We start from the raw sequence: 25,963 nt of genomic DNA on the forward strand, positions 1-25,963 counted from the left end.
ACCGACGTGTAAAGTCGGTTTTGATTTTATCAAAGTTGTTGTTCTTAATCACTACTATTGAACTGAAAGCTCACTTGCTTTTCATTCCCGAAGCTGTCCGAGATCCAAACCTCAAAGGACTGTGAAGCAGCAGATGTGGATGTGTAATACAACCGGAACTGTTCCGTAGGCAATTGATACAGGTTATTAGGTAAGTAAGGCGGTTCATCATAATACTGCAATGTTCCTGTGCCATCAAACTGGAAGTAACGGAGAAAATATTGTGTATTGCTGTAATTGCCGTTTCGTTGTATTGTTATTCTGATTTCTACTGTCTGCCCATTGGCAACATCTTTGGGTACAGGCATCACGTTTACCTCGAAAGGAAAATCGTTTTGTATTTCGAGTTCATCGTCTTTGCTACAAGATACCAAAGAAGCCGAAGCTGTGAGGATTGCCAGCATTACATATATCGGCAGTAATCCTATTCTGAATTTATTGAATATTGCTATCATCATTTTACATTTTAAAAATTAAACCTTAATCCCACGCCTGCGGACGGTCGGAATTGTTCCAAGTCTGTACCCCACAAAACCTTTGTACGCCCTTGCAGGACTAACACAAAACGGTCGGACAGGTACATTTCAAATGTGAGCCGTCCGCCTGCTCCGTAAACAAAATTGTCTTCGCTCAGTATTTTCGCTCCGTCATACAACATCGTTTCACCCCGGTTGATGCTTTCGTAACCGACTACGCCTGTTATTCCAAAGTTCAGTGTGATATTCTTACGGGCATCACCCAACAGGAAGAAACTGTAACCACCCTCTGCGGAATAGGTTTCCTGTGGAATGCGGAGGTCTTTATAGTCGTGGTATTGATGCGTGTATTCCAATGCCCACAGCTGGTAATTGCCGTTCTTACCGTTTACAGTCATACCAAGGCTGATGTAATAATCATTCCCGATTTTATCATCGGACAATACACCTGCACTTATTTCTAATCCTTTTTGTTTAGGCAGCATTCGTTGTGCCTGTGTGACCGTGATGGCCATAAAGATGAGCATCACGGTATAGATATACTTTTTCATATTATTTACTTTAAAAGGTTATTAAAATTTCAGGTGCATATCGTTAATCAAACGAGCCTTGATTAAATCTGAATTTTCCACCTGAAGTGTTTGATGACGACCACCGTTCTTCTCGAAAATCTCAATCAACAGTACCTTATCGTCAGCAATAGTAAATTGGTCTAACAGAAAAACATTTTGTTCCGTAGATTTTCCGTTTATACTATCATCCAATGGTTTATAAGTCCTTAACGGCATCATCGAACGCTCCTGTACTACGGTGCGTTTCGCTACTTTCTTATCCACCACTTTGAAATTGATAAAATCAATCTCAAACGGTACATTGGTACGGTTTCTCAATTCCGTATGGAAATAGTATTTGCCGTTATGTATGTAAATCCCTTTGAGGATAAACTGGATACCGAAGCTTTTAGCTCCGATATGCTTTACTATGCGTTTGTCCTTTTTGTAGATGGTTTCCAAAAGTAAGCCAGCCAATGAGGGGGAATTATTACCCAATTCTTCAAAAAGCACATCGTTACCGTTGGCTTTGTCCACCGCCTTTTGCATTGTGAGCAGGTCATAGCTCAACGCCTCCGGGTAGGAACTGTAATACACATTGAAACTGTAAAAACGCCCGTCATTTGTGATAACGGAAAAGTTGGTTTCGGTTTCAAAATCCCTTACCGATGCTTTTACACGCAATACATTTTCGGCATCTTCCGCTTTTCCTGCAATCAGGTATTCACTTCCCAAATCGACATAACGAATGGCAGTCGGGAAAATCAGGTGCGAAGTTTTATCATAGGTAATTTCCATTTTGTAGGGTTCTATCTTGCCCAAAGCAAGCGGAGTTCTTGCACTATCCTGTGCAAAAGAGGTCACGGCAAAGCCGACTGTAAGGGCAGCCGCCCAAAAGGTTTTAAAATGATTTTTCATTGTTTAAATTATTTGAGTTCAACATTATTTTTTCGATACGAGGAAGACCTGATGCCCTGCTTTCAGCGTAACTTTTGGCGTCCTTACTTTCTTGGCGAAATAACCCGAAATACCCTGCACCACGCCACGGCTTAAATCAGCAGCAACCTGTTGCCCGGCATTTTGTGTAAGCATCAGGCTAGTCCCTGATTGTTGGCTCATGTTGCCCGCCATTTCAGTAAGGGCGTTCATTTCCGGTGAGTATGGAACGTATAAACCTTGCTGTCCATCTAGATCGTAAATAGTAATATCTACGGGAATAATATTACCTTCTAATTCTATAGATGTAATTTTCAACTGCAAACGTCCGCCCTGAAATTTGCCGTTAGCAGTTACGATAGTTCCTTTGGGAATGGTACGCTGAGGAGTTTGGGCTGTTTCCAGCAATCGAAGTCTTACGCCTGTTTCACCAATAACAGTCTGTGTTTCGTGTACACTTGCTTTGATACTGTTTTTCGGTTGTACCACCTGCTCTGTAGAACCTGCTGTATAAAAACCTCGGTTACGGTTTTCGTTCCAATTGTCTAAAAACTCTGCATCAGAAGGCTCACGGTACAAGGCGGATACGGTGTTTTTTCTCGCAGTTTTAAACGCTACAAAATGCTCTTTTTGATTTGCAGTGGCAGTTCCTGACGTATTGTTGTTATTGGAAGGTACTCCTTCTGATGCATTCGTACTACCTTGTGGAAGATACTTCGCTGCCATCTGATAGGATTTTTCCATCAATGCAAGCTGGTCATCTATGGTTGCAGCTTTTGGTACATCTTTTTCAGCCAATTGATCTTTCAGTTCGTCCAATTGCCTGCGGAGTTCCATTGTTTCAGAATTATCGTCCTGATAAAACGAACCCAATGTACTTTGTGCATTGCGGTAACTGTTTAAGGTAGAATTTCCATATCTGCCGGAATTTCTTTCAGAACCATAACGATAGCTTTCCTCTTCTTCAGGTATATCTTCTTCCATACTCTGGGAACTGTCCGTATTCCAGTAATCCGAAAGCGTTGTCAGGGCATTTCGTTTTTCCTTATCCTTTTGTTCCAGCATTTCCTGTTCGTATGCCTTTTGCTTGTCCGACTGTAATCCTGCTTCGGTAGCCTGCGGTACGGCATCGTTCAGCCCAAGGCTTTCGATTTCGTTCTTATCTTTCGATGGTTTAAATATGAGATACATACAGCCTATGAAAACAATTCCCATCAAGCCGAATATGAGTGGCTTTTTTAGTTTATCGGCTTTGCTCTGTGTTCTGTCTTGCAGCACATTAGCGGTTTCTTTCGGATTACCCTCGGTTACCCGAACCACCGTCTTTTTATTTTCATTTTCTTTCATAAATCTTATTTTTAAAAATGGTTGATAATGTGTCCTGCAAGCTTGCAGGGCTTTCTCCTTTTCTGAGTACAGGGTTTTCGATATGCCTGATTTTCATATCTTTTTCAGACTTTCCCGTGTCGTACCAAACTTTGGCAATCACGCCTGCGGTAAGCATCAGATAACCCAAGAAAAAGTAAAGGGTATATTTGTGCTGTTTGCGTACAGGCAGTTCCCGCCAGCGATCATCCAATCGGTCAAAGTACCTGTCCATCTTTGCTCTTAATTTTTTCATATTGTAATGATTATCGGTTATCGCATTCGGAACCTTCTGTTTTGGTTAGACAACTGTTCTCTGGGTTTTTCGGAAACCTGTGCAATCGCCTCTTTTCTTGTCGGAACCGAATTTGTAGAGAGATCTGTTAATTTCGATTGCTTCAATAATTGCCCATACTGGTCTATTCTGTCAATATTCATTTTCTGCACATCGAAAAGACCGGCTTCATACCTTACCCACATATTGCATTCAACCTTTGGCTTATCATCGCCATTCCATTCCAGGTAGGTTTTCAGCATCAGAATGTTTGGCAACATCGGTTTGTCTGTTCCATTATTACAAGCCTCCAAAAATCTGCTGATACTATCTTTGATTTTGTCGGCATAGGCCGTCTCAGTTTGAAAATAACCGTCATACCCTTTATTCATGAGGGTTTGTGCGAGTGTGTCTAAGTCAAGTAACTGTTTCATAACTTTTCGGCTTTTAGCGTTCAATTACTTCAATGTCCCTGTTTTCCGTTACGGCAAACTTTTCGATATTAAAACCTTGTGGGTTATTATCGGAACGGACAGAGTTCACGAGATAGCAGGACGTGATCAGGTTTCGTCTGGTTACATTGCTCGAACGGATGATGAATTGTTTGGCATAGGTTCGCACGGCATACGGATAAGTATCGAAGTTGCAGACAACACTATCCACCTCGATACGCTGCTGTACGTTTCCTGAAATGATACGGTTGTAGTATCCTTTTTCCGAAAGGTCTTTGTAATAATCAAAGGCACTTTTGTCGGCAAGGTTAAACGCTCGTTTCATATTGCTTTCAATGGCATTCTTATCGGGAGCCAATGTGAAGAACAGTTCGTGAAAACGTCTTACATGTTCCCTCGCTTCAACAGGGCGGTTAATACTTGCATCCTGCGATAAGGCAAGCATTAGCGATTTTCCGTTATCCAGCACATAAACCTTTTGGCGTTGTTCTTCTGCAAAACGGTAGGACTGCCATACGGCATATCCTACCACACTAATGCAGAGAACGGCAAATACAATGGCATAAAGCCTGATCTGTCTGAAGCTGTTTTCAATATTTCTTAGTGTTTTAAATTCCATTTTTAGATGATTAATTATTTTACATTATTTCATTAGCTGACCACCGATATTACCTGCGGCAGAACCGGCTCCGGCACTTGCTACATTTCCGGCTTTCATTGCTGTCTGATTTACATTTCGTGTAAAGTTTCCTGCACCTCCGGCCTGGATAATCCAACCTGTTACGGTAGGTATCGTAAAGTATCCGATAATGCCGATGATCATAAATATGATGTACACGGTATTACTAGTATCAGGGATATAACTCGGATCGGCGAGCATCTCAATATCCCGCTCCAATATGAGTGATTGTATCCTTGCAAGCATGGAACTGAACAGATCTGAAACCGGTAGCCAGAGATATACACTGACGTACCTTGTGAGCCATTGCGTAAGTGTGGATTGAAAGCCATCCCATACAGAAATCGCAAAGGCGATTGGTCCAAGTATGGAAAGGACAATCAGGAAAAACGTTCGGATGGTATCTATGACTAATGCGGCTGCCTGAAAGAGTATTTCCAACAGATTGCGAAACCAATCTTTAAGGGCTTTTTCTACCTGATACGCCGTCCTGTCCATATACATTCCCGCCATTGTTCCAATGTCGGAAGGCGACCAGCCCAATTCATCCAGTTTTTTATCAAACTCTTCGTCCGATACCATAAAGGCTGTTTCCGGATTTCTGACCATTGCTTCATATTCCAACTGGTCTTTCTGCTGTTGTAATTGGTTCAGGTCAAGTACCTGGTCTTCGAGTATGGCGTGTGTTCCCGTGACTACAGGGCTTAGTACCGAATTGATGGTTCCCAAAACAATCGTTGGAAAAAACATAATACATAGTCCTAAAGCAAACGGTCGTAACAACGGAAACATATCTATAGGTTCGGCACGGCTCAGAGCCTGCCAAACCTTTAACGCCACATAGAATAATGCACCCAATCCCGCCAGTCCTTTTGCCACAGCTGCCATATCGCCTGCAAGCGGCATCATATCATCGTAGAGCGACCGCAGGACTTCGTGAAGATTATTCCATTCCATAGCTTACCAGTATTTTTGGTTGGAAGTTCCGTAGAGATCAAGCACTCTTTTGGCATCATCTTTCTTTTTCGCTCTCAAATAGCTTACGGAAATGTTCTTGTTGGTGTAATAGCGTACTAAACTATGGTACTCCTTTACTTCTTTGTACACACGGTCGATGACGTCCATACGCTCTTTATCGTTTAGCGATAGGCTTGATGAGGTAACAATCTGCTTTAGTTCTTTCAATAGTTCGGTACTTTCGCCCAGTAATGCAGAATAGCCATTGCCAATTGCCGTCAACTCCTGAGCTGTGAAATTGGGATCGTTCATCATCTTGCCGAAATTCTGTACATACATTTCGGATACATCACCTACTAGCAAAACCGTTTGCTGTACCTTACGGGCATCTTTTACCAAGTTGTTGATGGTTTTCAGCTTGTCGTAATACTCTTTGCCTTGCTTATAGACTTTTTCAACCTCCTTAAAATTCTTTACCACATTACTTACTGTGGAGGATGTTTGTACAATCTCATTGGCAGAGTTGAGAATACCGGATGCAAGATTTGCAGGATCGGTTACTACAAACTGTGCTTTTGCGGAAGGTGCAACGGCAAGCATAATTGCCGTACACACCAATAACATTACTTTTTTCATTGTTTCTAATTTTTTAAATGATTAATAATTATTGATTGACTTTATCACGCCTTTGCATAGCTATATGCTTGATGGCGAGTTCGACGTTTCCGTCCAGTTCGGATGCGAGCTGCATTACTTCCATTTTTTCGGTTTCCTCTGTGGTGTATGCGAGGTATTCCTCCAAACTAACTTCGGTGGCATAGACTGCCGAGTTCGTACCACCTAAGCCAATCCAAACCTCTTTGTACAGTCGGCTTGCATCGTTGTTCATATTGATAGAAAGTACCTGACCTTTTTCCTTATCTGTAAGCCCCAACATTGCCTGTATGTCATCGAATTTATTCATATACTTACGCTGGTCTAAGAGGATTTTACAGTCGGAATTGTTGATGATACTTTCTTTTACAATGGGCGACTGGATAATATCATCTACCTCTTGCGTAACGACAATCGCCTCTCCGAAGAATTTGCGGACGGTTTTAAATAAATATTTTATATATTCCGCCATTCCTTCTTTGGCAATCGCTTTCCACGCTTCTTCAATCAGGATGAGTTTTCGGATACCTTTCAGCCTCCGCATCTTGTTGATAAAAACTTCCATAATGATAATTGTGACTATGGGAAAGAGGATTTTGTGGTCTTTAATCGCATCAATTTCAAACACGATAAAGCGTTTGGAAAGCAGGTCTAACTGCTTGTCGGAGTTCAACAGATAATCGTATTCGCCACCCTTGTAGTAGGGTTCGAGGACGTTCAGGAAATTTGCAATGTCAAAGTCTTTTTCCCTTACCTGTTTTTCTTCGAGTACCTTGCGGTAATCACCTTTGACATACTCGTAGAAACCGTTGAATGATGGGTAAACATCATCTGTTTTGATACGTTCAATATAACCTGATACGGCATTGGATAATGCCACTTCTTCCGAACGGGTTGGCGGTTCATCATCACGTTTCCATAGTGTCAATATTAAGGTCTTAACACTTTCTCTCTTTTCGATGTCGAAAACCCCATCATCCGTGTAAAATGGATTGAATGCAATCGGGTTGCCTTCGGTGTACGTAAAATAAACACCGTCTTCACCTTTGGTCTTTCCTTTGATGAGTTCGCATAAGCCCTGATAAGAATTACCCGTATCTACCAACAATACGTGTGCGCCCTGTTCGTAGTATTGCCTTACCATATGGTTTGTGAAGAACGATTTTCCCGAACCTGACGGACCAAGTATAAACTTGTTCCGGTTCGTGATAATGCCACACTTCATAGGCAGGTCGGAAATATCCAAATGGATAGGTTTTCCTGTAAGCCTGTCAGCCATCTTGATACCGAACGGCGAGGGCGAATTGTGATAGTTGGTTTCTTCTGTGAAGAAGCACAAGGCAGGTTCGATAAAAGTGTAAAAACTTTCCTCACTCGGAAAATCGCCTGCATTGCCGGGCATTCCAGCCCAAAACAAAGTGGCTACGTCCGTAGTGTTGTGGCGAGGCTTACACTCCATCAATGCCAATGCACTACCGCAATCGTTCTTTAACTGTTTCAGCTCCGCAGGGTCTTCCGACCACGCCATAATGTTGAAGTGTGCCCTGATAGACGACAGACCGAAGCTGTGGGCTTCGTTCAGGTATTTTTCTATCCACTCTTTGTTGATTTGGTTTGCCCTGCTATACCTTGCCAAAGAGTGCATATTGCGGGCGGACTTTTCAAACTTTTGCAGGTTGTCTTCGCTGTTATCCAAAAACAAATATTGGTTGTAGATATGGTTACAGCTAAGGAGTAATCCCACGGGAGCAGCGAACGACAAACGGCAGTCGCTCCGGTCGGTGGATAGCTTTTCAAAACGGGTATCAGCCGATACCGTTCCGGGCAAATCGTCTGTATCGGACAAGGTGTGCAGGCTCAACCTTTTGTTTCCGATACGGACTTCTTCCGTTCCGAGTGCGATGTCCTGCATCGGTGTTCCGCTTTCCCTTGACAGGGTTAGGTACTGTTCCAACAATCCCTGCTTTTCGTCCGTTCCGATGATTTCATCTTCGGTAAGGCGTTGCAGGGTTATGAAACCGCTATCGTTCACGATACGCTCAAACTGTGCCACCGCTTCCATAAAGCGGTGTATCGTTTCCTTGTTCCTGATTTCCTTTGGTATGAGCGTACCTTTGCAAAGCGAACTGAAGTTGCTTTGCATACGCATTCTTTCCTTAGTGGTCTTGGTCAGGAACAGGTAACAATAATGGTTCAGAAATGGTCGCTCATTAAAATGGCGTTGGTAGGATTTAGCCAAAAAACTTTGGTCTTCCTTTGCCAAATCGGGAGCATAGCTTTCTTTGATGTACCAATCCTGTTTGTGGATGACCGTAAAATCCGGCAAGGTCTTGATAGCCTTATGCCAGGCGGAGTGAATAGCTTCGTATTCCGCCGATGCTACCGTAAACAGTTCCGGCAAACGAACCTCAAAGCAGGCGGTAATGTCCGCATCTTTGGAAAGGATGCAGTTGTTTTCTACTGCCAACAAAGGAAATTTGTTTTCCAGCGTTGTTGTCTTTGCAACGTTTCTCATAGGGCATTCGATTTAGGAGTGAATTTCAGATAGCGGTGTACAGGCTTGCGACAAATGATGTATCGGGGATGTCTTTTTCCTGCTCCGATTTTCATTAGCCCGTGTTCGCCGTACTTCCTGTTTAGTGAAAAGGTCTGCCACACAATGAGCGAAGCACCGCCTGCTCCGAGGAACAGGCAGATGTAAGAGTTTACGCCTGCCATATACAGTATCATCACGAGGATGAGCGTACCGAGCAGTCCGCCAGCGAAAATGAACAGGTATTGTGCTTTCAGTCCCTTAAATTCCACTGTCCTGCCAATGCCTTTGTTTATGTTGTAATTGTTCATAAAGCAAAGGATTAAAGGAAGAATGAACGCAGGATGGTAGCCGCTACGATTAAGAAGATACACGCACCGAACCAGCTTGCCGCAGTCTTCGATGTGTCGGGGTCGCCCGAACTGAACTTATTGTAAACTTTAACGCCCCCTATCAAGCCCACGACCGCACCGATGGCGTAGATTAATTGGGTTGCGGGGTCGAAATAGGAAGTTACCATTTGGGTAGCCTCGTTGATACCTGCCGAGCCGTTTCCCTGTGCGAACGCACCAATTCCTGACAGCATAGCCACGGCTGCCAGCAAAACTTTTTTTCTCTGTTTTTCCATAATTGAAACACATTAATTTGTTATTGTTATCCCGCACCTTGCGGACTTTCGGAACAAAGGTGTTTCAGAAATCAGGGCGTTATAATAAAGTGGCAGTCAAAGGAATGATTTGGCAGTGAGTGGCTTTATAGAAAGTCTAAATCCGTATTTATTAAACTATTTTGCTTAAATTTGACATATTTAGACAAGTCTTAAAAAAGCAAAATGGCATTTGGAAAACACATAAAAAGACTAAGAGAAAGTAAAGGATTGTTCCTACGGGAAGTTGGGGCTGCATTGGAACTGGATAGTGCTTTTATCAGTAAAGTCGAAAATGAAGAAAGACCATTGCCAAGAAAACACATCGAAAAGCTTGCAGAATTTTTGAATACCCCAATTGATGAGCTATTGGTTTTATGGTTTTCAGATAAAATAAAGGGACTTATTGACGATAAAGAAATAGGAAAGCAGGCTTTAAAAATTGTTTTAAAAGAATTAAATGCAATCAAGAATAATGCAGATTAGGTTTTTAACAACTCTTCTTTGGCAATAAAAAGGTTAACAAATAAAATATGCGAATATGAAATACATTTTACTCAACAATAACAGTTCTGTTGCTTATGATGATAGTGATGCTACTGATATAAAAGTATATATCGACGGCAAACTTCACGATTTCAAAGAAAGTACCGAAAATAGAATTGATTATGCAATTGCAACAAATAGGAATAAATACTCCCAAACTCTAAATAATCAGTTTGAGAATTTATTACTTCTAACTGGTGCAGGGTCATCTATTGGTTGGGGAAAAGATGGGAAGTTGGGTAAGTCGATGGCAAATTTATGGGATGATGCGGAAGCTCTTTTAACAGCCGATGTTTTTGGAAAGTTACTTGAAACTATTGGCTACGATGAAAAATGGGATGATGGCTCTATAGTAAAGAATTTAGAAAAGGTTCTTTCTATGGCAACACCTGCTATACCATATATACCCAAAGAGGATATAGATATTGAGGATTGTGTAAACAAAATTAAAGATTTTATCAAAGAAGCCTGTCAATTGAGTTTGCCAGATAATTCGCCACATACGCTCTTATTAAATAAAATAACGAAACGCAAAGTTACTTTACCAAGATTTAAGCTGTTTACATTGAATTATGACCTAATGTTTGAACAATCAGCTTGTGAAAGCAATTTTGTTGTTATAGACGGGTTTTCATTTTCTCAACCAAGAATATTTAGTGGGCGTAATTATGATTACGATATTGTTTCCCGCAATCAAAGTAGAGTAAAAGAAGAAGACAATTTTATTCAAAAAGTTTTCCATTTGTACAAATTACACGGTTCTGTAAATTGGGAAAAGCAAGACAACAAGATTATACAAAAAGAAGAACCTGACGAACCATTGATGATATATCCACATCAATCAAAATATGAAAGCTCTTATGAACAGCCGTATTTTGAAATGATGTCGAGGTTCCAGTCCAATTTGAGAAAGGAGAATGTTTTCCTTATTACAATAGGCTTTAGTTTCGGGGATAAACATATCGTAACCGCAATCATCGAAGCCTTGGAACAAAATCCAGGCTTTCAATTGATGATTGTAAATAAAGGGATAGATGAAACCAACGAAAATATGAAACCCTTTATTGATGCTGCAAACAAATATTCCAATATATCTATTGTTTCAGAAACCTTTGAGGATTTCGCTAAGAATTATCCTGACTTAAAATCTTACAATCAGGAAGATACACGACAAATAGTAATTAATATCCCTAATAGTTAGATATGAGCAATAGCCCCTTTAATCACAGTCATTTTCTTGGGTATGTAAATTTTGTATCCCCTGCATTTGTGAAAGTGCATTTCCCGTCTTCTGTTTTGATGAAAACATTTGTTCACCACGCAGAAGTGTTGAGAGGTGGACTTGTAGGAAACTATATTGTTGTTGAGGGAGAGGAAAAAGGTTTTCTGGGAAAAATGTTGGAAATATCGTTACCTGAAAAAGAACGGTTGGAATTAAGTGAAAGAACTTTTTCAACTAAAGCATTTCATCCAGTAGGAAGAATAGAAATTCTTTTATCATTTGATTTGTTTGACCCGAGTAGAATAGAAAAAGGGATAAATAGCCTCCCACTCATTGGTTCTAAGGTATTCATTTGTTCGTCGGAATTTCTTTCTACACATTTCAAAACCTTTGGCATAAAACCCGAAAATATCGAACATTCTCCTACTTTTAGAATGGGGAATTTGATATACGATAAAAATGTTCCCGTAGATATTTCTTTGCAAGCGATATTTAGTCGTCATTGTGCGGTTGTTGGTACAACAGGAGGAGGGAAAAGTTATACCATCAGCAAATTTATTGAGGGAGTTATAGAAACCGGAGCAAAAGCTATAATCTTAGACCCAACGGGAGAATACTCTACATTTGATGCTCATCCAAAAGTTGACCATTCAACACTGATTTCAGAAAGCTATTTTCCATATCAGAATTTAACCATTAATGATTTATTCGTTCTGTTCAGACCATCAGGACAAGTACAGCAACCCGTTTTATTGGAAGCTATTAAGTCGTTAAAAGTTGCACATTGCTTATTAGGGAATATTCCTAATAATGGACATAATAATGATGGAACTAACGATACTTTTACATTCAGGGGTCAGCAAGTAGTTATAAATAATGGATTAGTTGTAAAACAAAATAATATTACTGCGGCATATAATAATGCCTACTTTACTTATAAATCTATTATAGAAGATTTCACAATAAATAATTTCAGTATAAATCTACTCCACAGGCAAATAGGGAATGAATGTTTTCAAATATTCAACGACCGTTGGGCAAACAATAGAGATGAAAGAAATTATGGAAATGCAACGAGTTTAATAATGCGTGTTAACAATGTAATATCGGACAATGATTATTCCGGTATGTTTGGATTTAATGCTCCAACCACAAATAACCTAATAACCAAGATAGACGAGTTTTTGAATAATCCAGAATTAAATATTTTAAGAATTGGTTTTGAAAATGTACCTTATAATTTTCAGGCAAGAGAAATCTTGGCAAATTCATTGGGAAGATACTTATTGAATAAAGCTCGAACTAATATTTTCAGAGAAAATCCTCTAATTCTCTTTGTAGATGAAGCCCATCAGTTTTTAAACAAGAAAATTAAGGATGAATATTTTGAAAGCACAGAATTAAATGCTTTTGATAACATTGCTAAAGAAAGTCGTAAATATGGATTATTTCTATGTTTATCAACACAAATGCCAAGAGATATTCCTGTTGGTACGCTAAGTCAAATGGGAACATTCATTACTCATAGGCTGATAAATTATCAAGATAAGGAAGCAATCGCGAGTGCTTGCTCGACTGCCAATAAAGAAACTCTTTCTTTTTTACCATCTTTAGGGTCAGGAGAAGCAATTATTATGGGAGTTGATTTTCCAATGCCAATATCAGTCAAAGTAGATATGCCAACAATTACACCGAAGTTCGATACTCCAAAATTTGTAAAAATAGCGGGCACTTAGTTTTATAGCGTTTGAACAATTTTTAATTTGTGTCTAACATACAAAAGGGAGCTTGCCTAAACAAACTCCTCAATGTCAAAATCACTCAAATCACTTTTCCGCAAAGTGGAAGAACTGTCTTCCGTTTCAGATGAAAGGGTGCTATCCAAAAGCTCGGCTATTCTTCGGGAAGCATCTTCCATAGAATTCTCCAATAGGCTGAATAATTCGGTTCCCTGTATTTTTTGAACTATGGCTATCGCTGTTTCCTTTTGGGCTGGTTCCAATTCTTCTTTTTGGAGCAACACCCCCACGGAGCTTAGTTCTTCAAAGGTAACCCCTTGGGCAAAACCGTCATCGCCACCGGATATTCCGTACCTGTTCCAATCTTCTTCCTCTTCCTCCAAATCAGGTATATTACTGAAAACTTCGTCCAGCTCTTCCTTGCGGATTTGAATGCCGACGTTTTCATTTTCGTCGTATTCAATGTCTAAATTAGCGGGGTTTATCTCCGGTTCCTCAATTTGGCGTTCATTGGCAGCGTTTGGCATTGAAAGGCGTTCTACGGATTTTGGCTGCCCCATAATATCGGGCAGGTTCGGATTGACTTTCTTCTGCGGAGGTACTTGTTTTGTCCTTTTCTTAATGACAATCTTATCCTGTAAAAGCAGGACAATGACTATCAGCAGGCATATCACAATTACTATTTCCATAACGTAGGTTTTTTAAAACAAGCCTTTGTACTTTTCGTTGAACTCTTTTGTAATCATATCTTCAAATACTTTAAAATGATGTTCAAGAATATTATTGAGATAGGCAAACAAGGGTATTTTATCATCGCCTATAATCTGGACTATGCGGGTTAAACGCTCGTGATGTTCAGGACTTAGGTATATGCTTTTATTGCCTCTTTTCTGCATTTTATTCATTTGCATAAATGCGTTTTCATAGGTTGTTTTAGCTGTATTGCTAACTGTATCGGAGTTGCTGCCGGCTGCAACAGTATTCCTGTTCTTTTTATCTTTCTTCATTATAGAATGGGTTTAAAATGTTCATTGAAATAATCGGTAATATCGTCCCCGTACTCCCTGAAATGATGTTCAAGAATATTGTCAATGTAAGAGTAGAGCGTTGTTCTTTCTTCCCTTGTCAGTTGAACGATGCGGAGCAATCTTTCGTGGTATTCAGGGCGTATGTAAACGACCTTGCCATTACGCCCCGATGGAAAACGATTGACCAAAAACGTTTCCTCGTAGTCCGCTTTCTTTGATGAACTGTTACGGGCTTTTTCCCTGGGCTTGTTTTCCTTTGGTACATCCTGCTTTTTGTTAATGGTCGGTGGAGCAACAGGCTCATCGCCGCTTATGACGTTCATAAGGTATTCCTCATCAACATTGGGCTTTTCAAAATCGTTGTTTTTGTTATCTGAAGCCATACTTTACTATTTTTATAGATGAGTGATTTTTAAAAATTCCTCGACAAACAAATCCATTTTAGTTGCTTTCATTAACTGTGGTTCGGCAGGCAGCAAACTTGACCTGAATACATAACTGGCTGTGTCGTCTGTTTCCTTTCGGAAACGCTTGCTGTCCATTATCCTTGTTTCCATTATGGGCAGGTTGAGTTCTTTGATGACACTTTGATACGCATCATACAAACCTGTTTTTTCCCTGCCATCCACTTGGTTCCAGAACAGCCACATCTCTTGTTCGGGATTGCCCTCGTCCGTTTGGGGAAGTCCGAGAAAGGCTTTGGTAAAGCCCAATGTACTTTCCACTACCAAACGGTCGGCAGTAATGGGCGAAAAGATGAAGTCCATTTTTTTTAAGGTTGTCAGTACACCTTTGGTATTGGCTGTTCCCGGCAGGTCGAAGAAAATAACATCCGGCACAACCGCCGACTGGCTTCTGTATTCCGATGCTTTCTCCAGAGCTGTTTCAGCCTTGCATTTGATAATCGGGTACGCTTTTTTGTTGATGGCTTGAAACTGCTTCATTGCCGCCTTTTTATGGTAGTCGTTCTGCATTATGGTTCTCTTATCCCGTTCACGCATATTGGTCAGGCTGTGTTGCGGAAAGTCGCAGTCCATCACCAGCACATTAAAACCTAAACGGTAGTGAAGCACACTTGCCAGCAAGGTGGTCATTGTAGATTTTCCCACACCGCCTTTTTGGGTGGAGAAGCTGATTTTTAAAGTTTTCTTTGTTGTTTCCATTATTTAAAAATTTATTGTTACACACTTTATTTGTTTTGCAGGATTGAATATTGGTTTATCTGATTATTACCTCATTCCTATATTCCTGCATTCCCTTTTGCGTACTTTCCTGCACAGGTATTTGCTTTCATTTTTGCCTTGTCAGGCACATTCTTTAGCAAGTGGCAAACCTTACAATAGGTAAATTGCTTTACCGCTTTTATGCTTTTACACTTTTATTGTTTTATGCTTTTAAAACCTTATGCTTTTATTCCAAACTGCCTGTTTGCAAACCTGATTTTCTTCTTTGTCGAAATACATTTTTTACTACCTGCACTAAAATTATACGGCAAATAAAGCGATTGATTTATCCGCTGATTGAGGTGTGGCAGTGTTTGGCACTCAAAGGCAGTCTTTGTCCGGGTATCGCATTGCAATACTCTTACAGGTAGGGCTTTACTTTGTACAATGATTATTATTAACGGATTTATGCAAAAGTCTTTTGACAAAATGGAGGGTAACGGGAACGGCATCGAGCCGTTTTCCCTGTTACATTTAATCCGTCCCGAAGGGCGGATTTTTGTGTTCAACGGAACACGGCAAGTTGTGTTTTGAGCATCTCGGAATGATTTCCGATGCTCAAAACAACTTGCCCTTTGCAGGGGGCAGAAAACACCTTCCGAAGTCAGGGTTTTGTATGGATTTTAAAATGGATTAGTGATGAACGATAACAACAAAAAGCAATTGAAAAAGACAGGACGCCGCCCCAAAGAAGACCCGGCGACCATTCGCTATACGATTTCCTTTAACGAGCAGGAACACGCCCGTTTTCTTGCCCTTTTTGATAAATCAGGTATGCAGGTAAAGGCGCACTTTATAACGTCCTGCATCTTTGAAAAGACCATAAAGACCATCCAGATTGACAAGGGAACGGTTGATTTTTATATGCGGCTGACCTCTTTTCACAGCCAGTTCCGTTCCATCGGTGTGAACTATAACCAAATTGTAAAGCTGTTGTACAAGAATTTTTCCGAGAAAAAGGCGGCTGCGTTTCTGTACAAACTGGAAAAACAGACGGCTGAAATGGCAATGCTGTGTCAGAAAATCATTCAGATTACCGAAAAATTTGAGGAAGAACACCTAAAAAAATAATGTAATAGTGATAGCGAAAATCGGAAGAAGCGGAAATTTATACGGGGCATTGGCGTACAATCAGCTTAAAGTGGAGAATGAAAACGGGCAGATTTTGTTTGCCAACAAGATGATTGAAACCGCAAGCGGTCATTATTCCGTGGCACAATTAGCACAATCTTTTGCGCCTTACCTGATAGCCAACCGAAACACCGAGAAACATACGCTGCATATTTCGCTCAATCCTGACCCAAACGACAAGGTAAATGATGATAAGTTTCGGGAAATGGCAGAACAGTATATGCGGGAAATGGGTTACGGAGAACAGCCTTTTGTGGTATTCAAACACACGGATATTGACCGCAACCATATACACATTGTATCGGTTTGCGTGGACGAGCAGGGTAAAAAGATTTCGGATAAATTCGAGAAAATGCGGTCTATGAATGTATGCCGTGAACTGGAAAGACAACACGGGCTGATACCCGCAACAGACAAAGAGCGCAACCAAACTGATAAGGTTTTCCGTCCGGTAGATTATCGGACAGGAGATGTAAAGAGCCAAATCGCTTCGGTCGTTCGCCACCTGCCGAACTACTACCAGTACCAAACTTTGGGCGAGTACAATGCCCTGCTTTCCCTCTTCAATATTACCGCCGAGAAAATCGAGGGCGAATTACAGGGAAAGATGCAGCAGGGCTTATTATATATTCCGCTAAATGAAAAAGGCGAAAGAGCCGGGCATCCGTTCAAGGCTTCGCTGTTCGGAAAGAGCGCAGGGCTTCCGGCATTGGAACTGCATTTTGCGAAATGCAAAACCGCTTTGAAAGACAGCCCCACCAAGCAGACCCTAAAATCTGCCGTTACCATCGCCTTGAAAACCACTGGCGATGAACAGGCATTTAAAAAGCAGTTATCGGAACAGGGCATTAACGTAGTCGTGCGCCGGAATAATACAGTCCGCATTTATGGTATCACATTTATTGACCACAATTCCAAAGCGGTTTGGAACGGTTCACGGTTAGGAACAGAACTTTCTGCCAATACTTTTAATAATTATTGGAACAATAACATCAAACCGGATATTAAAGAACCTGCCATATCTCAACCAAAATTATCTACATCAAATGATGCAGATCTTCCTGCGGAAGAACCACATCGTTTGTTCGACTTCTTAACTACGGACAAACACGAAGACGGTTTGATTGAAGCGTTAGGCGGATTAATTCCCGAAGCCCAGGGCGAAGATAACGAGGAACAGGACTTTGCCAATAAGATGAAGAAGAAGAAGCGCAAACGCCAAAGAGGTCAGAAATAACATTTAGCCAAATACTGCCACTCAACGCCACTGGCTGCCACATTCTTAGAGCCACTCCATAGAGCCTTTAAATTCACGCCTGAACATTAAAACTTAAAATAATGCAGGGAGAAGACGATTTAAGAGGGCTTGCCAAGATAATGGCTTTTATGCGGGCAGTCAGTATTCTTTTGGTACTGATGCACCTTTATTGGTTCTGCTATGGTTTCTTTATGGAACGTGGTTGGACGTTGGAAGTAATCAATAAGATTTTAGGCAATTTTGACCGGACGGCGGGTTTGTTTTCACATACCCTTTATACCAAAGCATTTGCTTTGGTTTTACTGGCTTTAAGCTGCTTAGGCACAAAGGGCGTAAAGAACGAGAAGATAACCTGGTCTAAAATTTACGTGGCTTTGGGGGTTGGGTTTGTTCTGTTTTTCCTGAACACCCCGTTGCTAAAACTACCTCCGGCAACAGGCACATTTCTTTATATGCTTACTATCTCATTAGGTTACATCGCTTTGCTGATGGCAGGCGTATGGATGAGCAGATTACTGAAAAATAATTTAATGGATGATGTTTTCAATAACGAGAACGAAAGTTTTCAGCAGGAAACCAAATTGATGGAAAATGAGTATTCCGTAAACCTGCCCACCAAATTTTACTACAAAGGCAAATGGAACAACGGTTGGATAAACATTGTCAACCCATTCAGAGCATCCATTGTTCTGGGTACTCCTGGTTCTGGTAAATCTTATGCCATCGTAAACAACTACATCAAACAGCAGATTGAGAAAGGCTTCTCAATGTACATTTACGATTTTAAGTTTGATGACCTTTCTACCATTGCCTACAACCATTTGCTGAAGCACCGGGATAAGTACAAAGTACAGCCAAAATTTTATGTGATAAATTTTGACGACCCACGCAAGAGCCACCGTTGCAACCCACTCAACCCCGATTTTATGACGGACATTTCTGATGCTTACGAAGCTGCATATACCATAATGCTGAACCTTAACAGGTCGTGGATACAGAAGCAAGGCGATTTCTTTGTGGAAAGCCCAATTATTTTATTGGCTGCCATTATTTGGTATCTGAAAATCTACGAAGACGGTAAATACTGTACGTTCCCACACGCCATTGAATTATTGAATAAAAAGTATTCGGATGTTTTCACCATTTTAACTTCCTATCCTGATTTAGAAAATTACCTATCGCCATTTATGGATGCTTGGCAAGGTGGGGCACAAGACCAGTTGCAGGGACAGATTGCATCAGCTAAAATTCCTTTGTCAAGAATGATTTCACCAAGTTTGTATTGGGTAATGACAGGCGATGATTTTTCATTGGACATCAACAATCCAAAAGAGCCGAAGATTTTATGTGTAGGCAATAATCCTGATCGGCAGAATATTTATTCCGCAGCTTTGGGATTATACAATTCAAGAATTGTAAAACTCATCAATAAGAAAGGGCAATTGAAAAGTTCTGTAATTATTGATGAGTTGCCAACAATATATTTCAGAGGTTTGGATAACCTTATCGCAACTGCCAGAAGTAACAAAGTCGCCGTGTGTTTGGGTTTTCAAGACTTTTCACAATTAATCAGAGATTATGGCGATAAAGAAGCAAAAGTAATTCAGAATACGGTAGGTAATATTTTTAGCGGTCAGGTTGTAGGCGAAACGGCTAAAAATCTTTCGGAACGATTTGGAAAAGTGTTGCAAAAACGTCAGAGTATGACCATCAACCGCAATGATAAATCTACATCTATATCCACACAGTTAGACAGCCTTATTCCGGCTTCTAAAATCTCAACGCTTACACAAGGTATGTTTGTTGGTGCCGTATCGGACAATTTTGAAGAACGTATCGAGCAAAAAATATTTCACGCTGAAATTGTGGTAGACAATGAAAAGGTTGCATCCGAAACAAAAACCTATCAAAAGATACCGCAGATTTTGTCTTTTGTAAATGAGCTGGGCGAAGACCAAATGAAACAGCAAATTGAAAGCAATTACAAACAGATAAAAACAGATATTTTACATATTGTAGAGAACGAATTGAAACGTATTAAAAACGACCCGGATTTACAGCATCTGGTACAGGAGAAATAAAATAATACTTTTTGTAGATCATCTATTCATCAAACAAACGTAATATTTGGTATTTTTACACCTAATAATTCAGCTCATAAATGGTTAAAGTATTAATAATAGACGATGAGGAAAAATTGAGAAACCTCCTTTCAAAAATAATTGGTTTTGAAGGGTTTGATGTTTTTCAGGCATCCAATATCAAATCAGGATTACAAAGGTTAGAGGTTGAAGAAATAGATATTATTATCTGCGATGTCAAACTCCCTGATGGAAGCGGTGTGGACACCGCTAAACTCATTAAGGATAAATATCCTGCTGTAGAAGTGATTCTTTTGACTGCCTACGGCAATATACCGGACGGTGTACAAGCTATTAAAAACGGTGCGTTCGATTATATAACCAAAGGAGATGACAATAATAAGATTATTCCACTTCTCTATAAAGCCAGTGAAAAAGTAGCTTTAAACAAAAGAGTCTTACAATTAGAAAAGCAGTTAGGCAGAAAATATTCATTTGATAAAATTATCGGTACATCAAAGCCCATCTTAAAAGCAATTGAACTGGCTAAAAAAGTGGCTCCAAAAGATACAACAGTATTATTAACCGGAGAAACAGGTACTGGTAAGGAAGTTTTTGCACAGGCCATTCATCAAGGTAGTCCGAGAGCAAACCAAAATTTTGTTGCGATAAACTGCTCCGCATTTAGCAAAGAGCTCTTAGAAAACGAATTATTTGGTCACAAAGCGGGTTCATTTACAGGAGCTACCAAAGATCAAAAAGGACTTTTTGAAGAAGCTCATAATGGAACCATATTCTTGGATGAAATTGGAGAAATGGCCATGGACTTGCAAGCTAAAATTTTACGTGTATTAGAAACAGGCGAATTTCTGCGTGTTGGTGATGCCAAACCCATTAAAGTCAAAGTAAGAGTCATCGCAGCAACCAATCGAAATCTGGAAAATGAAATTGAGTTAGGTCATTTCAGAAGTGATCTATTTTACAGACTTTCTGTATTTGGTATTGAACTTCCGTCTTTGAGAGAGCGGGGAAAAGATATCAAATTGTTGGCACAGTATTATGCCGATCTTTTTGCAATTAAATCCAATAGAAAGCCGCTAGCCCTATCGGAAGATTATGTTACAGCTTTGGAAAATAATCTCTGGAAAGGAAACATACGCGAGCTGAAAAATGTGATTGAACGAAGCGTGATTTTAGCGGATGATGACCTGCTTGATTTAGATACGCTGCCTGTAGACCTTCAATATGCAAAATCAAATGCAAAACAATTGTCTGCATTTTCTATGGCTAGTGCAGAGAAACTGCACATTCAAAAAATATTAAATCATACCAATGGAAATAAAGCAGAAACAGCTCGCTTGTTAGAAATCGGTATTGCAACACTTTACCGAAAAATGGAATTGTATAAACTTCAGTAGCAGATTATTCTTTTTGTGTCCTCAAAAGTGATTGAGTGGTCAGAACCAAAATAGGCAACTCTATTAGTGGCCCGATTACCAAGGCTAAAGCAATCAGCGGTTCTGCCGAAAATGCAGACACGGCTATGGCTAATGAAATCGGTGAATTTCTGGCCATGGTTGTCAATGTTAAGCTTACTCTGTCCGCATAGTTGAACTTCAGTATCTTACTTACAAAATATGCTACTAGAAATGCTACGAAAAAGAATATTAAAACAGGGAGAAGCATTTTGTAAATAATGCTCGGATGATTGATCAAATCTTTTCCTTCAGATGCAAACATAGCGACTACAGCCAAAGAAAGAAAAAACACTTGTGAAGTCTCAAAAAATCCTAAAAAGGCATTTTTACTTAGACTCTTCCTGCTTTTCACGATTGTTTTGGCTAAAACTGCCAAAGTAAAAGGTATAACTAACACTATAATAATACTCTCTGCAAGTGTCCCTAAATCTACATTGCCTGATTTACCAAAAAACAGTAAAAGATATACTGGTAAAAGTAATACCTGTAAGATTAAATTTGTTGGAAGAATAGCTGTTGACAAGGGAACATTTCCTTTTGCTACACTTGTAAAAACCAAATACCAATCGGTACAGGGTGTGACCATAAGCATGACAAACCCCATCCAGATAGCTATATCATTATTTAAAAATATACTTCCTAATAGATAAGCAAAGATCGGTGTCCACACAAAATTGATTAGAATACTGGTTATAGAAAACTTGATATTCAGAAACGAGTGCTTGAGCTCTGAGATATCAATGGTCAGAAATAAACCGAAAAGCATGACCATCAGTAGCGGAATAATAAAGGATGCCGAGATGTCCGAAATCAAGGAAGATTGACCAATAACTAAGCCTACAATGACTGCGATTAAAATAACAATCGTTTGATATTTATTGATTTTATCCATTTTGATTTATACGTAATCGTAGCAATTATTCATATTTTACTTTTGCAAATCTCTGTAGATCTTCATTATTACCATAAATTACGATGATATCATCTTTTTGTAGCATAGTAGTAGGTTCCGGAATTCCCTGCACATTAGCAACGGTTTTACTTCTTCCTAAGAAACTCTTCTCTTGGGCATCTCTGATAATAGTCAGAATTAACACATTATGCAATTCTCTGAATTTTACTTCTTCTATGGTTTTTCCAATGTATTTTTCTGGTACTACAATCTCTACAATACTATAACTCTTGTTCAGCTCAAAAGAATCTATAACACCTTTTAGGCATAGTTTTTTAGCCCATCTTTCAGCAGTTTCTTCTTCCGGACGTACAATTTCATTAACGCCTATAGCCTGTAGAACACTTTCGTGAAGTGGATTAATGGCACGACTAATCAATCGTTTTACCCCCAGATTTTTAAAATGAGCAGTAACCATGATATTTGCACCTTCGTCTTCACCAATACAAACCATCACTATATCCGTATTCTTTAGCGGTAAATGAGTAATGGCTGATTGATCTGTAGCATTCATACAGATGGTGTGAGACAATTTATCTTTTAATGCTACAACTTTTTCCGAACGTGAATCCACACCGATAACTTCATTTCCTTGTTGGGTTAGTTTTTCTGCCAATGAGCCTCCAAAATTTCCCAATCCTATAATTATAAATTTCATTTCAATTATTCTTTTAGTTGATTAATATTTCATCCGATGGATAATGGTAGTTACCCTGTCTGACCTTCTTAAAAAAGGCAATCAGAATGGTTAACATACTTACCCTTCCAACGAACATAGTTCCAATAAGAACCAATTTACTTTCACTACTTAAATCTCCGGTTATTCCTAAGCTAAGCCCAACAGTGCTATAAGCCGAAAAACTCTCAAATGCAATATCCAAAAGAGGTACATGATTATCATAATGAGAAATCAGATAGACACTTATTCCTATTACCAATAAGGATAGACTCATTACGGCAAAAGCTCTTCTCACGGAAATATCCGCAATCTCTCTTCTGAAGACTTCTATTCTGGTTTTTCCTTTTGCAAGACTAAAATAGTTCAAAGTAGCAATGGCAAACGTACTCGTTTTAATACCACCACCGGTTGAAGCTGGAGATGCACCTACCCACATCAAAAAAATGATAATGATGATAGATGAAAAGTGCATTTGGCTAAAGTCTATAGAATTAAAACCTGCCGTTCTGGGTGTAGTTGCTGTAAATAATGCCGTAACAACCTTTCCCAAACCTTGATGATTGCCCAATACATTGTAATATTCTTTGATGTAGATAATGACGGTTCCCAAAACAATCAATATGGAAGTGGTCAATAAATTTATCTTATTACTCAAGGTTAAAATCCATGGGCGGTAATTGTTCTTTTTCTCTACAAACCAAAGAATATATCTTGCTATCAAATGTTTAATGTACCGTACTGAATTAATAACAATTGGAAAACCTAAACCTCCGAATACAAAGATGATGACAATGATAAACTGTAGGGGATAATTATACACATAACTGTCTTCCATCATTCCATTGGGCAAGGTTGAAAATCCCGCATTACAGAAAGCGGATATAGAATGAAACACAGAAAAATAAACTCTTTCTGAAAAGGATGGAATTAAAGCTTTATCCAGGTTGAGGAAAATTAATATCGCTCCAATAAACTCTATTAAAAAAGTAATGGTTAAAATCCTCTTTACCGTCGTAAAAACCTCGCCTATTTTCTCTGAATTGGTCATATCACTCAATGCCAATTGGTTTTCGTAGGTAGATCCACCTTTGAAGAAGTAACTGAAGTAACTGGCAAATGTAAGGATACCTAAACCACCGGCTTGGATCAACAGCATGATTAAGGTTTGCCCAAAAGGAGTAAAATAACTACTCGTATCGACTACGATAAGGCCTGTCACGCAAACGGCACTGGTAGAAGTGAATAGAGCATCTACAAAGCTGATACCTTGATAGGTTGCATTGGGCAGCATTAATAGTAGGGCTCCCACGACAATCAATCCCATGAAACTGATGATAAACAATTGGGCAGGATTGAGTAAAGAACGCTTATAGCTCAAACGTGGACGTGTAAACTCCCGTATCAATTTTAAGATAACAGCCAACCGTATCCAATGGGTTATTTCCGATATTCCCCCTGTTGATAATTGTTTGTACAAACAATAAAGTACAAACAAAACACTCAATGTATCAAAAATAAATACACTTAATATGAATTCTTTTCGATGATAATAGTATTTCAGGACAGTATAAAAAACACCAATAACCAATACAAAAAGATACAAAGAAATGATACTTAGTTGTAAGGTTGGATTGAGTATAAAACCGTAATCAGCTATTAATGCTGTAAGTGCAACCAAGTGCAATACAACAATGAGCTGTTGTATCCATTTGGCATATAAAAACTCTTTCATTTAAAAATTCTCAGGCTATTCCGATGGTGTGTCTTGTAGGATTAATGTATTATCAACATCAAGACGCTCGTTCAGCCATTTTTTCATTTTCGATTTATCAATTTCTTTTGTCCCTTGTTCCAAATGATATAACACCAACCATTCAACTTTGGCACTATCTGTTCCTGAAAATTTTTCTATTTTTCCAAGAGAAACATCTTTCAGTTCAGGGAAAAGAACGTTCAGTTCTCTAACAAGTCCCGGTTCATTTACTTTATATTTATTCAGTTCTTGTCGAAGGTTGTTGATGGTTACATCTTTTTCAGATAAAGAAGCATCCTGCTTATTCAGTTCACTTAGTATCTCCGACTTAAGATCTGCATCATCCTGTCTGAAATTCAGCATCGTATTGTGAATACCTCTTTCATCCAGTAATCGGTTATACATTTCCATTTCTTCTTTGCTGAGTTTTTTATTCAGAAATGCCAGATCCACCTTTTAAGGGTTTGAATTGTAATTCAGTTTCTTGTAAATCACCGTATATCCTCTGCTATTGAATTCAGAATTGATGAATTCTTCCACGGTTTTAGTAAACTTCTTTTCTTCAAATAGATTATACGCAGATAAAAGCTGGGAATGATCATAATCATCATCAAGGTGGTAATTCCGTAGCGAATACGTTTTTCATTCTTCGGTTCGATCGTAGCAGAAGCAGGATATTTTAAGTATTTGATGACTAAAAAAGTAGCAATACAAATAAAAAAACAGTTGATGGTATAAAGGTAGAAAGCACCAAAGAAATAGCTAAAATTAAAGGTAGCCAATCCATAACCTGCCGTACACAATGGAGGCATCAAAGCCGTAGCAATGGCTACACCGGGAATTGGATTTCCTTTCTCAACCCGTGTGATCGCAATAACACCGACTAAACCTCCAAAAAAAGCAATCAATACATCATATATATTCGGAGAAGTACGAGCCAATAATTCGGATTGTACATCTTTGAACGGACTGATATAAAAGTAAAAAGCAGAGACCAATAAACTGACCACAGTTGCTATTAAAAGATTTTTAATAGATTTCCGTAAGAGTAAAAAATTATAGGTTCCTAAGGCAAATCCTGCTCCTAAAATAGGTCCCATCAAAGGAGAGATCAACATGGCTCCAATAATCACAGCTGTTGAATTGACATTCAATCCAACAGAAGCGATAAGGATGGCACAAGCTAATATCCAGAGGTTGGATCCCCTGAACGAAATGTTAGCTGTTACATTCTCTAAAACTTTCTGTTTATCTTCTTCACCATTGTGCAGATTGATAAAATCCCATAATTTATTGCTCATTTGCTTACAA

Annotated in this window: 28 protein-coding genes; 7 read left to right on the forward strand and 21 right to left on the reverse strand. The window is 39.4% G+C overall.

Going from position 1 to position 25,963, the window contains the following annotated elements; genetic code table 11:
• Positions 1 to 44 precede the first annotated feature (44 nt).
• Genes B3E92_RS04365 through B3E92_RS04420 form a run of 12 tightly spaced genes read right to left on the reverse strand, consistent with a single transcriptional unit; the run spans position 45 to position 9,544 of the window.
• Positions 45 to 494, reverse strand: coding sequence for a DUF3872 domain-containing protein (locus B3E92_RS04365; RefSeq protein WP_068944880.1), 450 nt, complete (start codon positions 492 to 494; stop codon positions 45 to 47).
• An 11-nt stretch (positions 495 to 505) separates the two neighbouring features.
• Positions 506 to 1,066 (reverse strand): conjugal transfer protein TraO, encoded by a 561-nt coding sequence (locus B3E92_RS04370; RefSeq protein WP_286895535.1) that lies wholly within the window; start codon positions 1,064 to 1,066, stop codon positions 506 to 508.
• Positions 1,067 to 1,087: 21 nt separating this feature from the next.
• The gene (traN, locus tag B3E92_RS04375) at positions 1,088 to 1,984 is read right to left on the reverse strand and encodes a conjugative transposon protein TraN (protein WP_286895536.1); all 897 of its coding nucleotides are present in this window, start codon (positions 1,982 to 1,984) and stop codon (positions 1,088 to 1,090) included.
• A gap of 24 nt (positions 1,985 to 2,008) precedes the next feature.
• Entirely contained in the window at positions 2,009 to 3,349 is a 1,341-nt protein-coding gene (gene traM, locus B3E92_RS04380; RefSeq protein ID WP_286895538.1) for a conjugative transposon protein TraM, read from the reverse strand.
• Positions 3,336 to 3,623 (reverse strand): nitrogen regulatory IIA protein, encoded by a 288-nt coding sequence (locus B3E92_RS04385; RefSeq protein WP_068944883.1) that lies wholly within the window; start codon positions 3,621 to 3,623, stop codon positions 3,336 to 3,338. The genes traM and B3E92_RS04385 overlap by 14 nt, the downstream gene beginning before the upstream one ends.
• A 17-nt stretch (positions 3,624 to 3,640) precedes the next feature.
• The gene (locus tag B3E92_RS04390) at positions 3,641 to 4,075 is read right to left on the reverse strand and encodes a hypothetical protein (protein ID WP_068945226.1); all 435 of its coding nucleotides are present in this window, start codon (positions 4,073 to 4,075) and stop codon (positions 3,641 to 3,643) included.
• 13 nt (positions 4,076 to 4,088) lie between these two features.
• Positions 4,089 to 4,712: a conjugative transposon protein TraK gene (gene traK / locus B3E92_RS04395; protein ID WP_026357722.1), complete on the reverse strand. Its 624-nt coding sequence runs from the start codon at positions 4,710 to 4,712 to the stop codon at positions 4,089 to 4,091.
• A 24-nt stretch (positions 4,713 to 4,736) separates the two neighbouring features.
• Positions 4,737 to 5,729 carry a conjugative transposon protein TraJ gene (gene traJ / locus B3E92_RS04400; RefSeq protein WP_068944884.1) on the reverse strand — a complete coding sequence of 331 codons (993 nt, stop codon included), beginning with the start codon at positions 5,727 to 5,729 and terminating at the stop codon, positions 4,737 to 4,739.
• A 3-nt stretch (positions 5,730 to 5,732) separates the two neighbouring features.
• Positions 5,733 to 6,365 (reverse strand): DUF4141 domain-containing protein, encoded by a 633-nt coding sequence (locus B3E92_RS04405; RefSeq protein ID WP_286895541.1) that lies wholly within the window; start codon positions 6,363 to 6,365, stop codon positions 5,733 to 5,735.
• 28 nt (positions 6,366 to 6,393) lie between these two features.
• The gene (locus B3E92_RS04410; RefSeq protein ID WP_286895542.1) at positions 6,394 to 8,898 is read right to left on the reverse strand and encodes a TraG family conjugative transposon ATPase; all 2,505 of its coding nucleotides are present in this window, start codon (positions 8,896 to 8,898) and stop codon (positions 6,394 to 6,396) included.
• Positions 8,895 to 9,227 carry a DUF4133 domain-containing protein gene (locus tag B3E92_RS04415; protein ID WP_019974897.1) on the reverse strand — a complete coding sequence of 111 codons (333 nt, stop codon included), beginning with the start codon at positions 9,225 to 9,227 and terminating at the stop codon, positions 8,895 to 8,897. Before B3E92_RS04415 ends, B3E92_RS04410 begins: the two co-directional genes overlap by 4 nt.
• An 11-nt stretch (positions 9,228 to 9,238) precedes the next feature.
• Entirely contained in the window at positions 9,239 to 9,544 is a 306-nt protein-coding gene (locus B3E92_RS04420; protein WP_002979435.1) for a DUF4134 domain-containing protein, read from the reverse strand.
• Positions 9,545 to 9,748: 204 nt separating this feature from the next.
• On the opposite strand from B3E92_RS04420, the gene B3E92_RS04425 reads away from it, so the two are divergent.
• From B3E92_RS04425 to B3E92_RS04435, 3 genes are read left to right on the forward strand one after another with little or no spacing between them, the layout of a single operon-like run.
• A complete protein-coding gene (locus B3E92_RS04425; RefSeq protein WP_019974895.1) occupies positions 9,749 to 10,048 on the forward strand; it encodes a helix-turn-helix domain-containing protein in 300 nt (99 codons plus the stop codon).
• Between the two features lie 55 nt (positions 10,049 to 10,103).
• Positions 10,104 to 11,309: an SIR2 family protein gene (locus tag B3E92_RS04430; protein ID WP_019974894.1), complete on the forward strand. Its 1,206-nt coding sequence runs from the start codon at positions 10,104 to 10,106 to the stop codon at positions 11,307 to 11,309.
• A gap of 2 nt (positions 11,310 to 11,311) precedes the next feature.
• A complete protein-coding gene (locus B3E92_RS04435) occupies positions 11,312 to 13,066 on the forward strand; it encodes an ATP-binding protein (RefSeq protein WP_026357461.1) in 1,755 nt (584 codons plus the stop codon).
• Between the two features lie 56 nt (positions 13,067 to 13,122).
• On the opposite strand, the gene B3E92_RS04440 is transcribed toward B3E92_RS04435, so the two are convergent.
• Genes B3E92_RS04440 through B3E92_RS04455 form a run of 4 tightly spaced genes read right to left on the reverse strand, consistent with a single transcriptional unit; the run spans position 13,123 to position 15,260 of the window.
• The gene (locus B3E92_RS04440; RefSeq protein ID WP_123860957.1) at positions 13,123 to 13,758 is read right to left on the reverse strand and encodes a conjugal transfer protein TraD; all 636 of its coding nucleotides are present in this window, start codon (positions 13,756 to 13,758) and stop codon (positions 13,123 to 13,125) included.
• 12 nt (positions 13,759 to 13,770) lie between these two features.
• Entirely contained in the window at positions 13,771 to 14,076 is a 306-nt protein-coding gene (locus tag B3E92_RS04445) for a DUF3408 domain-containing protein (protein ID WP_066434593.1), read from the reverse strand.
• Positions 14,076 to 14,480, reverse strand: a complete 405-nt coding sequence (locus B3E92_RS04450) for a DUF3408 domain-containing protein (protein ID WP_066434606.1) — start codon at positions 14,478 to 14,480, stop codon at positions 14,076 to 14,078. The genes B3E92_RS04445 and B3E92_RS04450 overlap by 1 nt, the downstream gene beginning before the upstream one ends.
• Before the next feature lie 12 nt (positions 14,481 to 14,492).
• Positions 14,493 to 15,260, reverse strand: coding sequence for a ParA family protein (locus B3E92_RS04455; RefSeq protein ID WP_123860956.1), 768 nt, complete (start codon positions 15,258 to 15,260; stop codon positions 14,493 to 14,495).
• Positions 15,261 to 15,959: 699 nt separating this feature from the next.
• On the opposite strand from B3E92_RS04455, the gene mobA reads away from it, so the two are divergent.
• The 4 genes from mobA (at position 15,960) to B3E92_RS04475 (ending at position 21,208) form a co-directional block, all read left to right on the forward strand.
• A complete protein-coding gene (gene mobA / locus B3E92_RS04460) occupies positions 15,960 to 16,391 on the forward strand; it encodes a conjugal transfer protein MobA (protein WP_182981969.1) in 432 nt (143 codons plus the stop codon).
• 7 nt (positions 16,392 to 16,398) lie between these two features.
• A complete protein-coding gene (mobB, locus tag B3E92_RS04465) occupies positions 16,399 to 17,688 on the forward strand; it encodes a conjugal transfer protein MobB (RefSeq protein ID WP_286895544.1) in 1,290 nt (429 codons plus the stop codon).
• A gap of 98 nt (positions 17,689 to 17,786) precedes the next feature.
• Positions 17,787 to 19,790, forward strand: a complete 2,004-nt coding sequence (mobC, locus tag B3E92_RS04470) for a conjugal transfer protein MobC (protein ID WP_286895568.1) — start codon at positions 17,787 to 17,789, stop codon at positions 19,788 to 19,790.
• Between the two features lie 80 nt (positions 19,791 to 19,870).
• Positions 19,871 to 21,208 carry a sigma-54-dependent transcriptional regulator gene (locus tag B3E92_RS04475; protein ID WP_055041558.1) on the forward strand — a complete coding sequence of 446 codons (1,338 nt, stop codon included), beginning with the start codon at positions 19,871 to 19,873 and terminating at the stop codon, positions 21,206 to 21,208.
• Between the two features lie 4 nt (positions 21,209 to 21,212).
• Here the strand turns inward: B3E92_RS04475 and B3E92_RS04480 are convergent, their stop codons facing one another.
• From B3E92_RS04480 to B3E92_RS04500, 5 genes are read right to left on the reverse strand one after another with little or no spacing between them, the layout of a single operon-like run.
• Positions 21,213 to 22,160: an arsenic resistance protein gene (locus tag B3E92_RS04480; RefSeq protein ID WP_144282588.1), complete on the reverse strand. Its 948-nt coding sequence runs from the start codon at positions 22,158 to 22,160 to the stop codon at positions 21,213 to 21,215.
• Positions 22,161 to 22,185: 25 nt separating this feature from the next.
• The gene (locus B3E92_RS04485; RefSeq protein WP_048500228.1) at positions 22,186 to 22,878 is read right to left on the reverse strand and encodes a potassium channel family protein; all 693 of its coding nucleotides are present in this window, start codon (positions 22,876 to 22,878) and stop codon (positions 22,186 to 22,188) included.
• Positions 22,879 to 22,891: 13 nt separating this feature from the next.
• The gene (locus tag B3E92_RS04490) at positions 22,892 to 24,631 is read right to left on the reverse strand and encodes a TrkH family potassium uptake protein (protein WP_228444889.1); all 1,740 of its coding nucleotides are present in this window, start codon (positions 24,629 to 24,631) and stop codon (positions 22,892 to 22,894) included.
• A 15-nt stretch (positions 24,632 to 24,646) separates the two neighbouring features.
• Positions 24,647 to 25,105, reverse strand: coding sequence for a hypothetical protein (locus B3E92_RS04495; protein ID WP_286895550.1), 459 nt, complete (start codon positions 25,103 to 25,105; stop codon positions 24,647 to 24,649).
• A 38-nt stretch (positions 25,106 to 25,143) separates the two neighbouring features.
• On the reverse strand, positions 25,144 to 25,953 hold the full coding sequence (locus tag B3E92_RS04500) for a DUF389 domain-containing protein (protein ID WP_286895552.1): 810 nt from the start codon (positions 25,951 to 25,953) through the stop codon (positions 25,144 to 25,146).
• Positions 25,954 to 25,963: the final 10 nt, after the last annotated feature.

This window comes from Sphingobacterium sp. UBA6317, from assembly GCF_002440385.1.
In the GTDB taxonomy this organism is placed as follows: Bacteria; Bacteroidota; Bacteroidia; order Sphingobacteriales; family Sphingobacteriaceae; genus Sphingobacterium; species Sphingobacterium multivorum.

Bases quoted from the DNA above. Each gene is read 5' to 3' on its own strand.
- B3E92_RS04365 (WP_068944880.1), bottom strand. From the start codon at position 494: ATGATAGCAATATTCAATAAATTCAGAATAGGATTACTGCCGATATAT.
- B3E92_RS04370 (WP_286895535.1), bottom strand. From the start codon at position 1,066: ATGAAAAAGTATATCTATACCGTGATGCTCATCTTTATGGCCATCACG.
- traN (WP_286895536.1), bottom strand. From the start codon at position 1,984: ATGAAAAATCATTTTAAAACCTTTTGGGCGGCTGCCCTTACAGTCGGC.
- traM (WP_286895538.1), bottom strand. From the start codon at position 3,349: ATGAAAGAAAATGAAAATAAAAAGACGGTGGTTCGGGTAACCGAGGGT.
- B3E92_RS04385 (WP_068944883.1), bottom strand. From the start codon at position 3,623: ATGAAAAAATTAAGAGCAAAGATGGACAGGTACTTTGACCGATTGGAT.
- B3E92_RS04390 (WP_068945226.1), bottom strand. From the start codon at position 4,075: ATGAAACAGTTACTTGACTTAGACACACTCGCACAAACCCTCATGAAT.
- traK (WP_026357722.1), bottom strand. From the start codon at position 4,712: ATGGAATTTAAAACACTAAGAAATATTGAAAACAGCTTCAGACAGATC.
- traJ (WP_068944884.1), bottom strand. From the start codon at position 5,729: ATGGAATGGAATAATCTTCACGAAGTCCTGCGGTCGCTCTACGATGAT.
- B3E92_RS04405 (WP_286895541.1), bottom strand. From the start codon at position 6,365: ATGAAAAAAGTAATGTTATTGGTGTGTACGGCAATTATGCTTGCCGTT.
- B3E92_RS04410 (WP_286895542.1), bottom strand. From the start codon at position 8,898: ATGAGAAACGTTGCAAAGACAACAACGCTGGAAAACAAATTTCCTTTG.
- B3E92_RS04415 (WP_019974897.1), bottom strand. From the start codon at position 9,227: ATGAACAATTACAACATAAACAAAGGCATTGGCAGGACAGTGGAATTT.
- B3E92_RS04420 (WP_002979435.1), bottom strand. From the start codon at position 9,544: ATGGAAAAACAGAGAAAAAAAGTTTTGCTGGCAGCCGTGGCTATGCTG.
- B3E92_RS04425 (WP_019974895.1), top strand. From the start codon at position 9,749: ATGGCATTTGGAAAACACATAAAAAGACTAAGAGAAAGTAAAGGATTG.
- B3E92_RS04430 (WP_019974894.1), top strand. From the start codon at position 10,104: ATGAAATACATTTTACTCAACAATAACAGTTCTGTTGCTTATGATGAT.
- B3E92_RS04435 (WP_026357461.1), top strand. From the start codon at position 11,312: ATGAGCAATAGCCCCTTTAATCACAGTCATTTTCTTGGGTATGTAAAT.
- B3E92_RS04440 (WP_123860957.1), bottom strand. From the start codon at position 13,758: ATGGAAATAGTAATTGTGATATGCCTGCTGATAGTCATTGTCCTGCTT.
- B3E92_RS04445 (WP_066434593.1), bottom strand. From the start codon at position 14,076: ATGAAGAAAGATAAAAAGAACAGGAATACTGTTGCAGCCGGCAGCAAC.
- B3E92_RS04450 (WP_066434606.1), bottom strand. From the start codon at position 14,480: ATGGCTTCAGATAACAAAAACAACGATTTTGAAAAGCCCAATGTTGAT.
- B3E92_RS04455 (WP_123860956.1), bottom strand. From the start codon at position 15,260: ATGGAAACAACAAAGAAAACTTTAAAAATCAGCTTCTCCACCCAAAAA.
- mobA (WP_182981969.1), top strand. From the start codon at position 15,960: ATGAACGATAACAACAAAAAGCAATTGAAAAAGACAGGACGCCGCCCC.
- B3E92_RS04475 (WP_055041558.1), top strand. From the start codon at position 19,871: ATGGTTAAAGTATTAATAATAGACGATGAGGAAAAATTGAGAAACCTC.
- B3E92_RS04480 (WP_144282588.1), bottom strand. From the start codon at position 22,160: ATGGATAAAATCAATAAATATCAAACGATTGTTATTTTAATCGCAGTC.
- B3E92_RS04485 (WP_048500228.1), bottom strand. From the start codon at position 22,878: ATGAAATTTATAATTATAGGATTGGGAAATTTTGGAGGCTCATTGGCA.
- B3E92_RS04490 (WP_228444889.1), bottom strand. From the start codon at position 24,631: ATGAAAGAGTTTTTATATGCCAAATGGATACAACAGCTCATTGTTGTA.
- B3E92_RS04500 (WP_286895552.1), bottom strand. From the start codon at position 25,953: ATGAGCAATAAATTATGGGATTTTATCAATCTGCACAATGGTGAAGAA.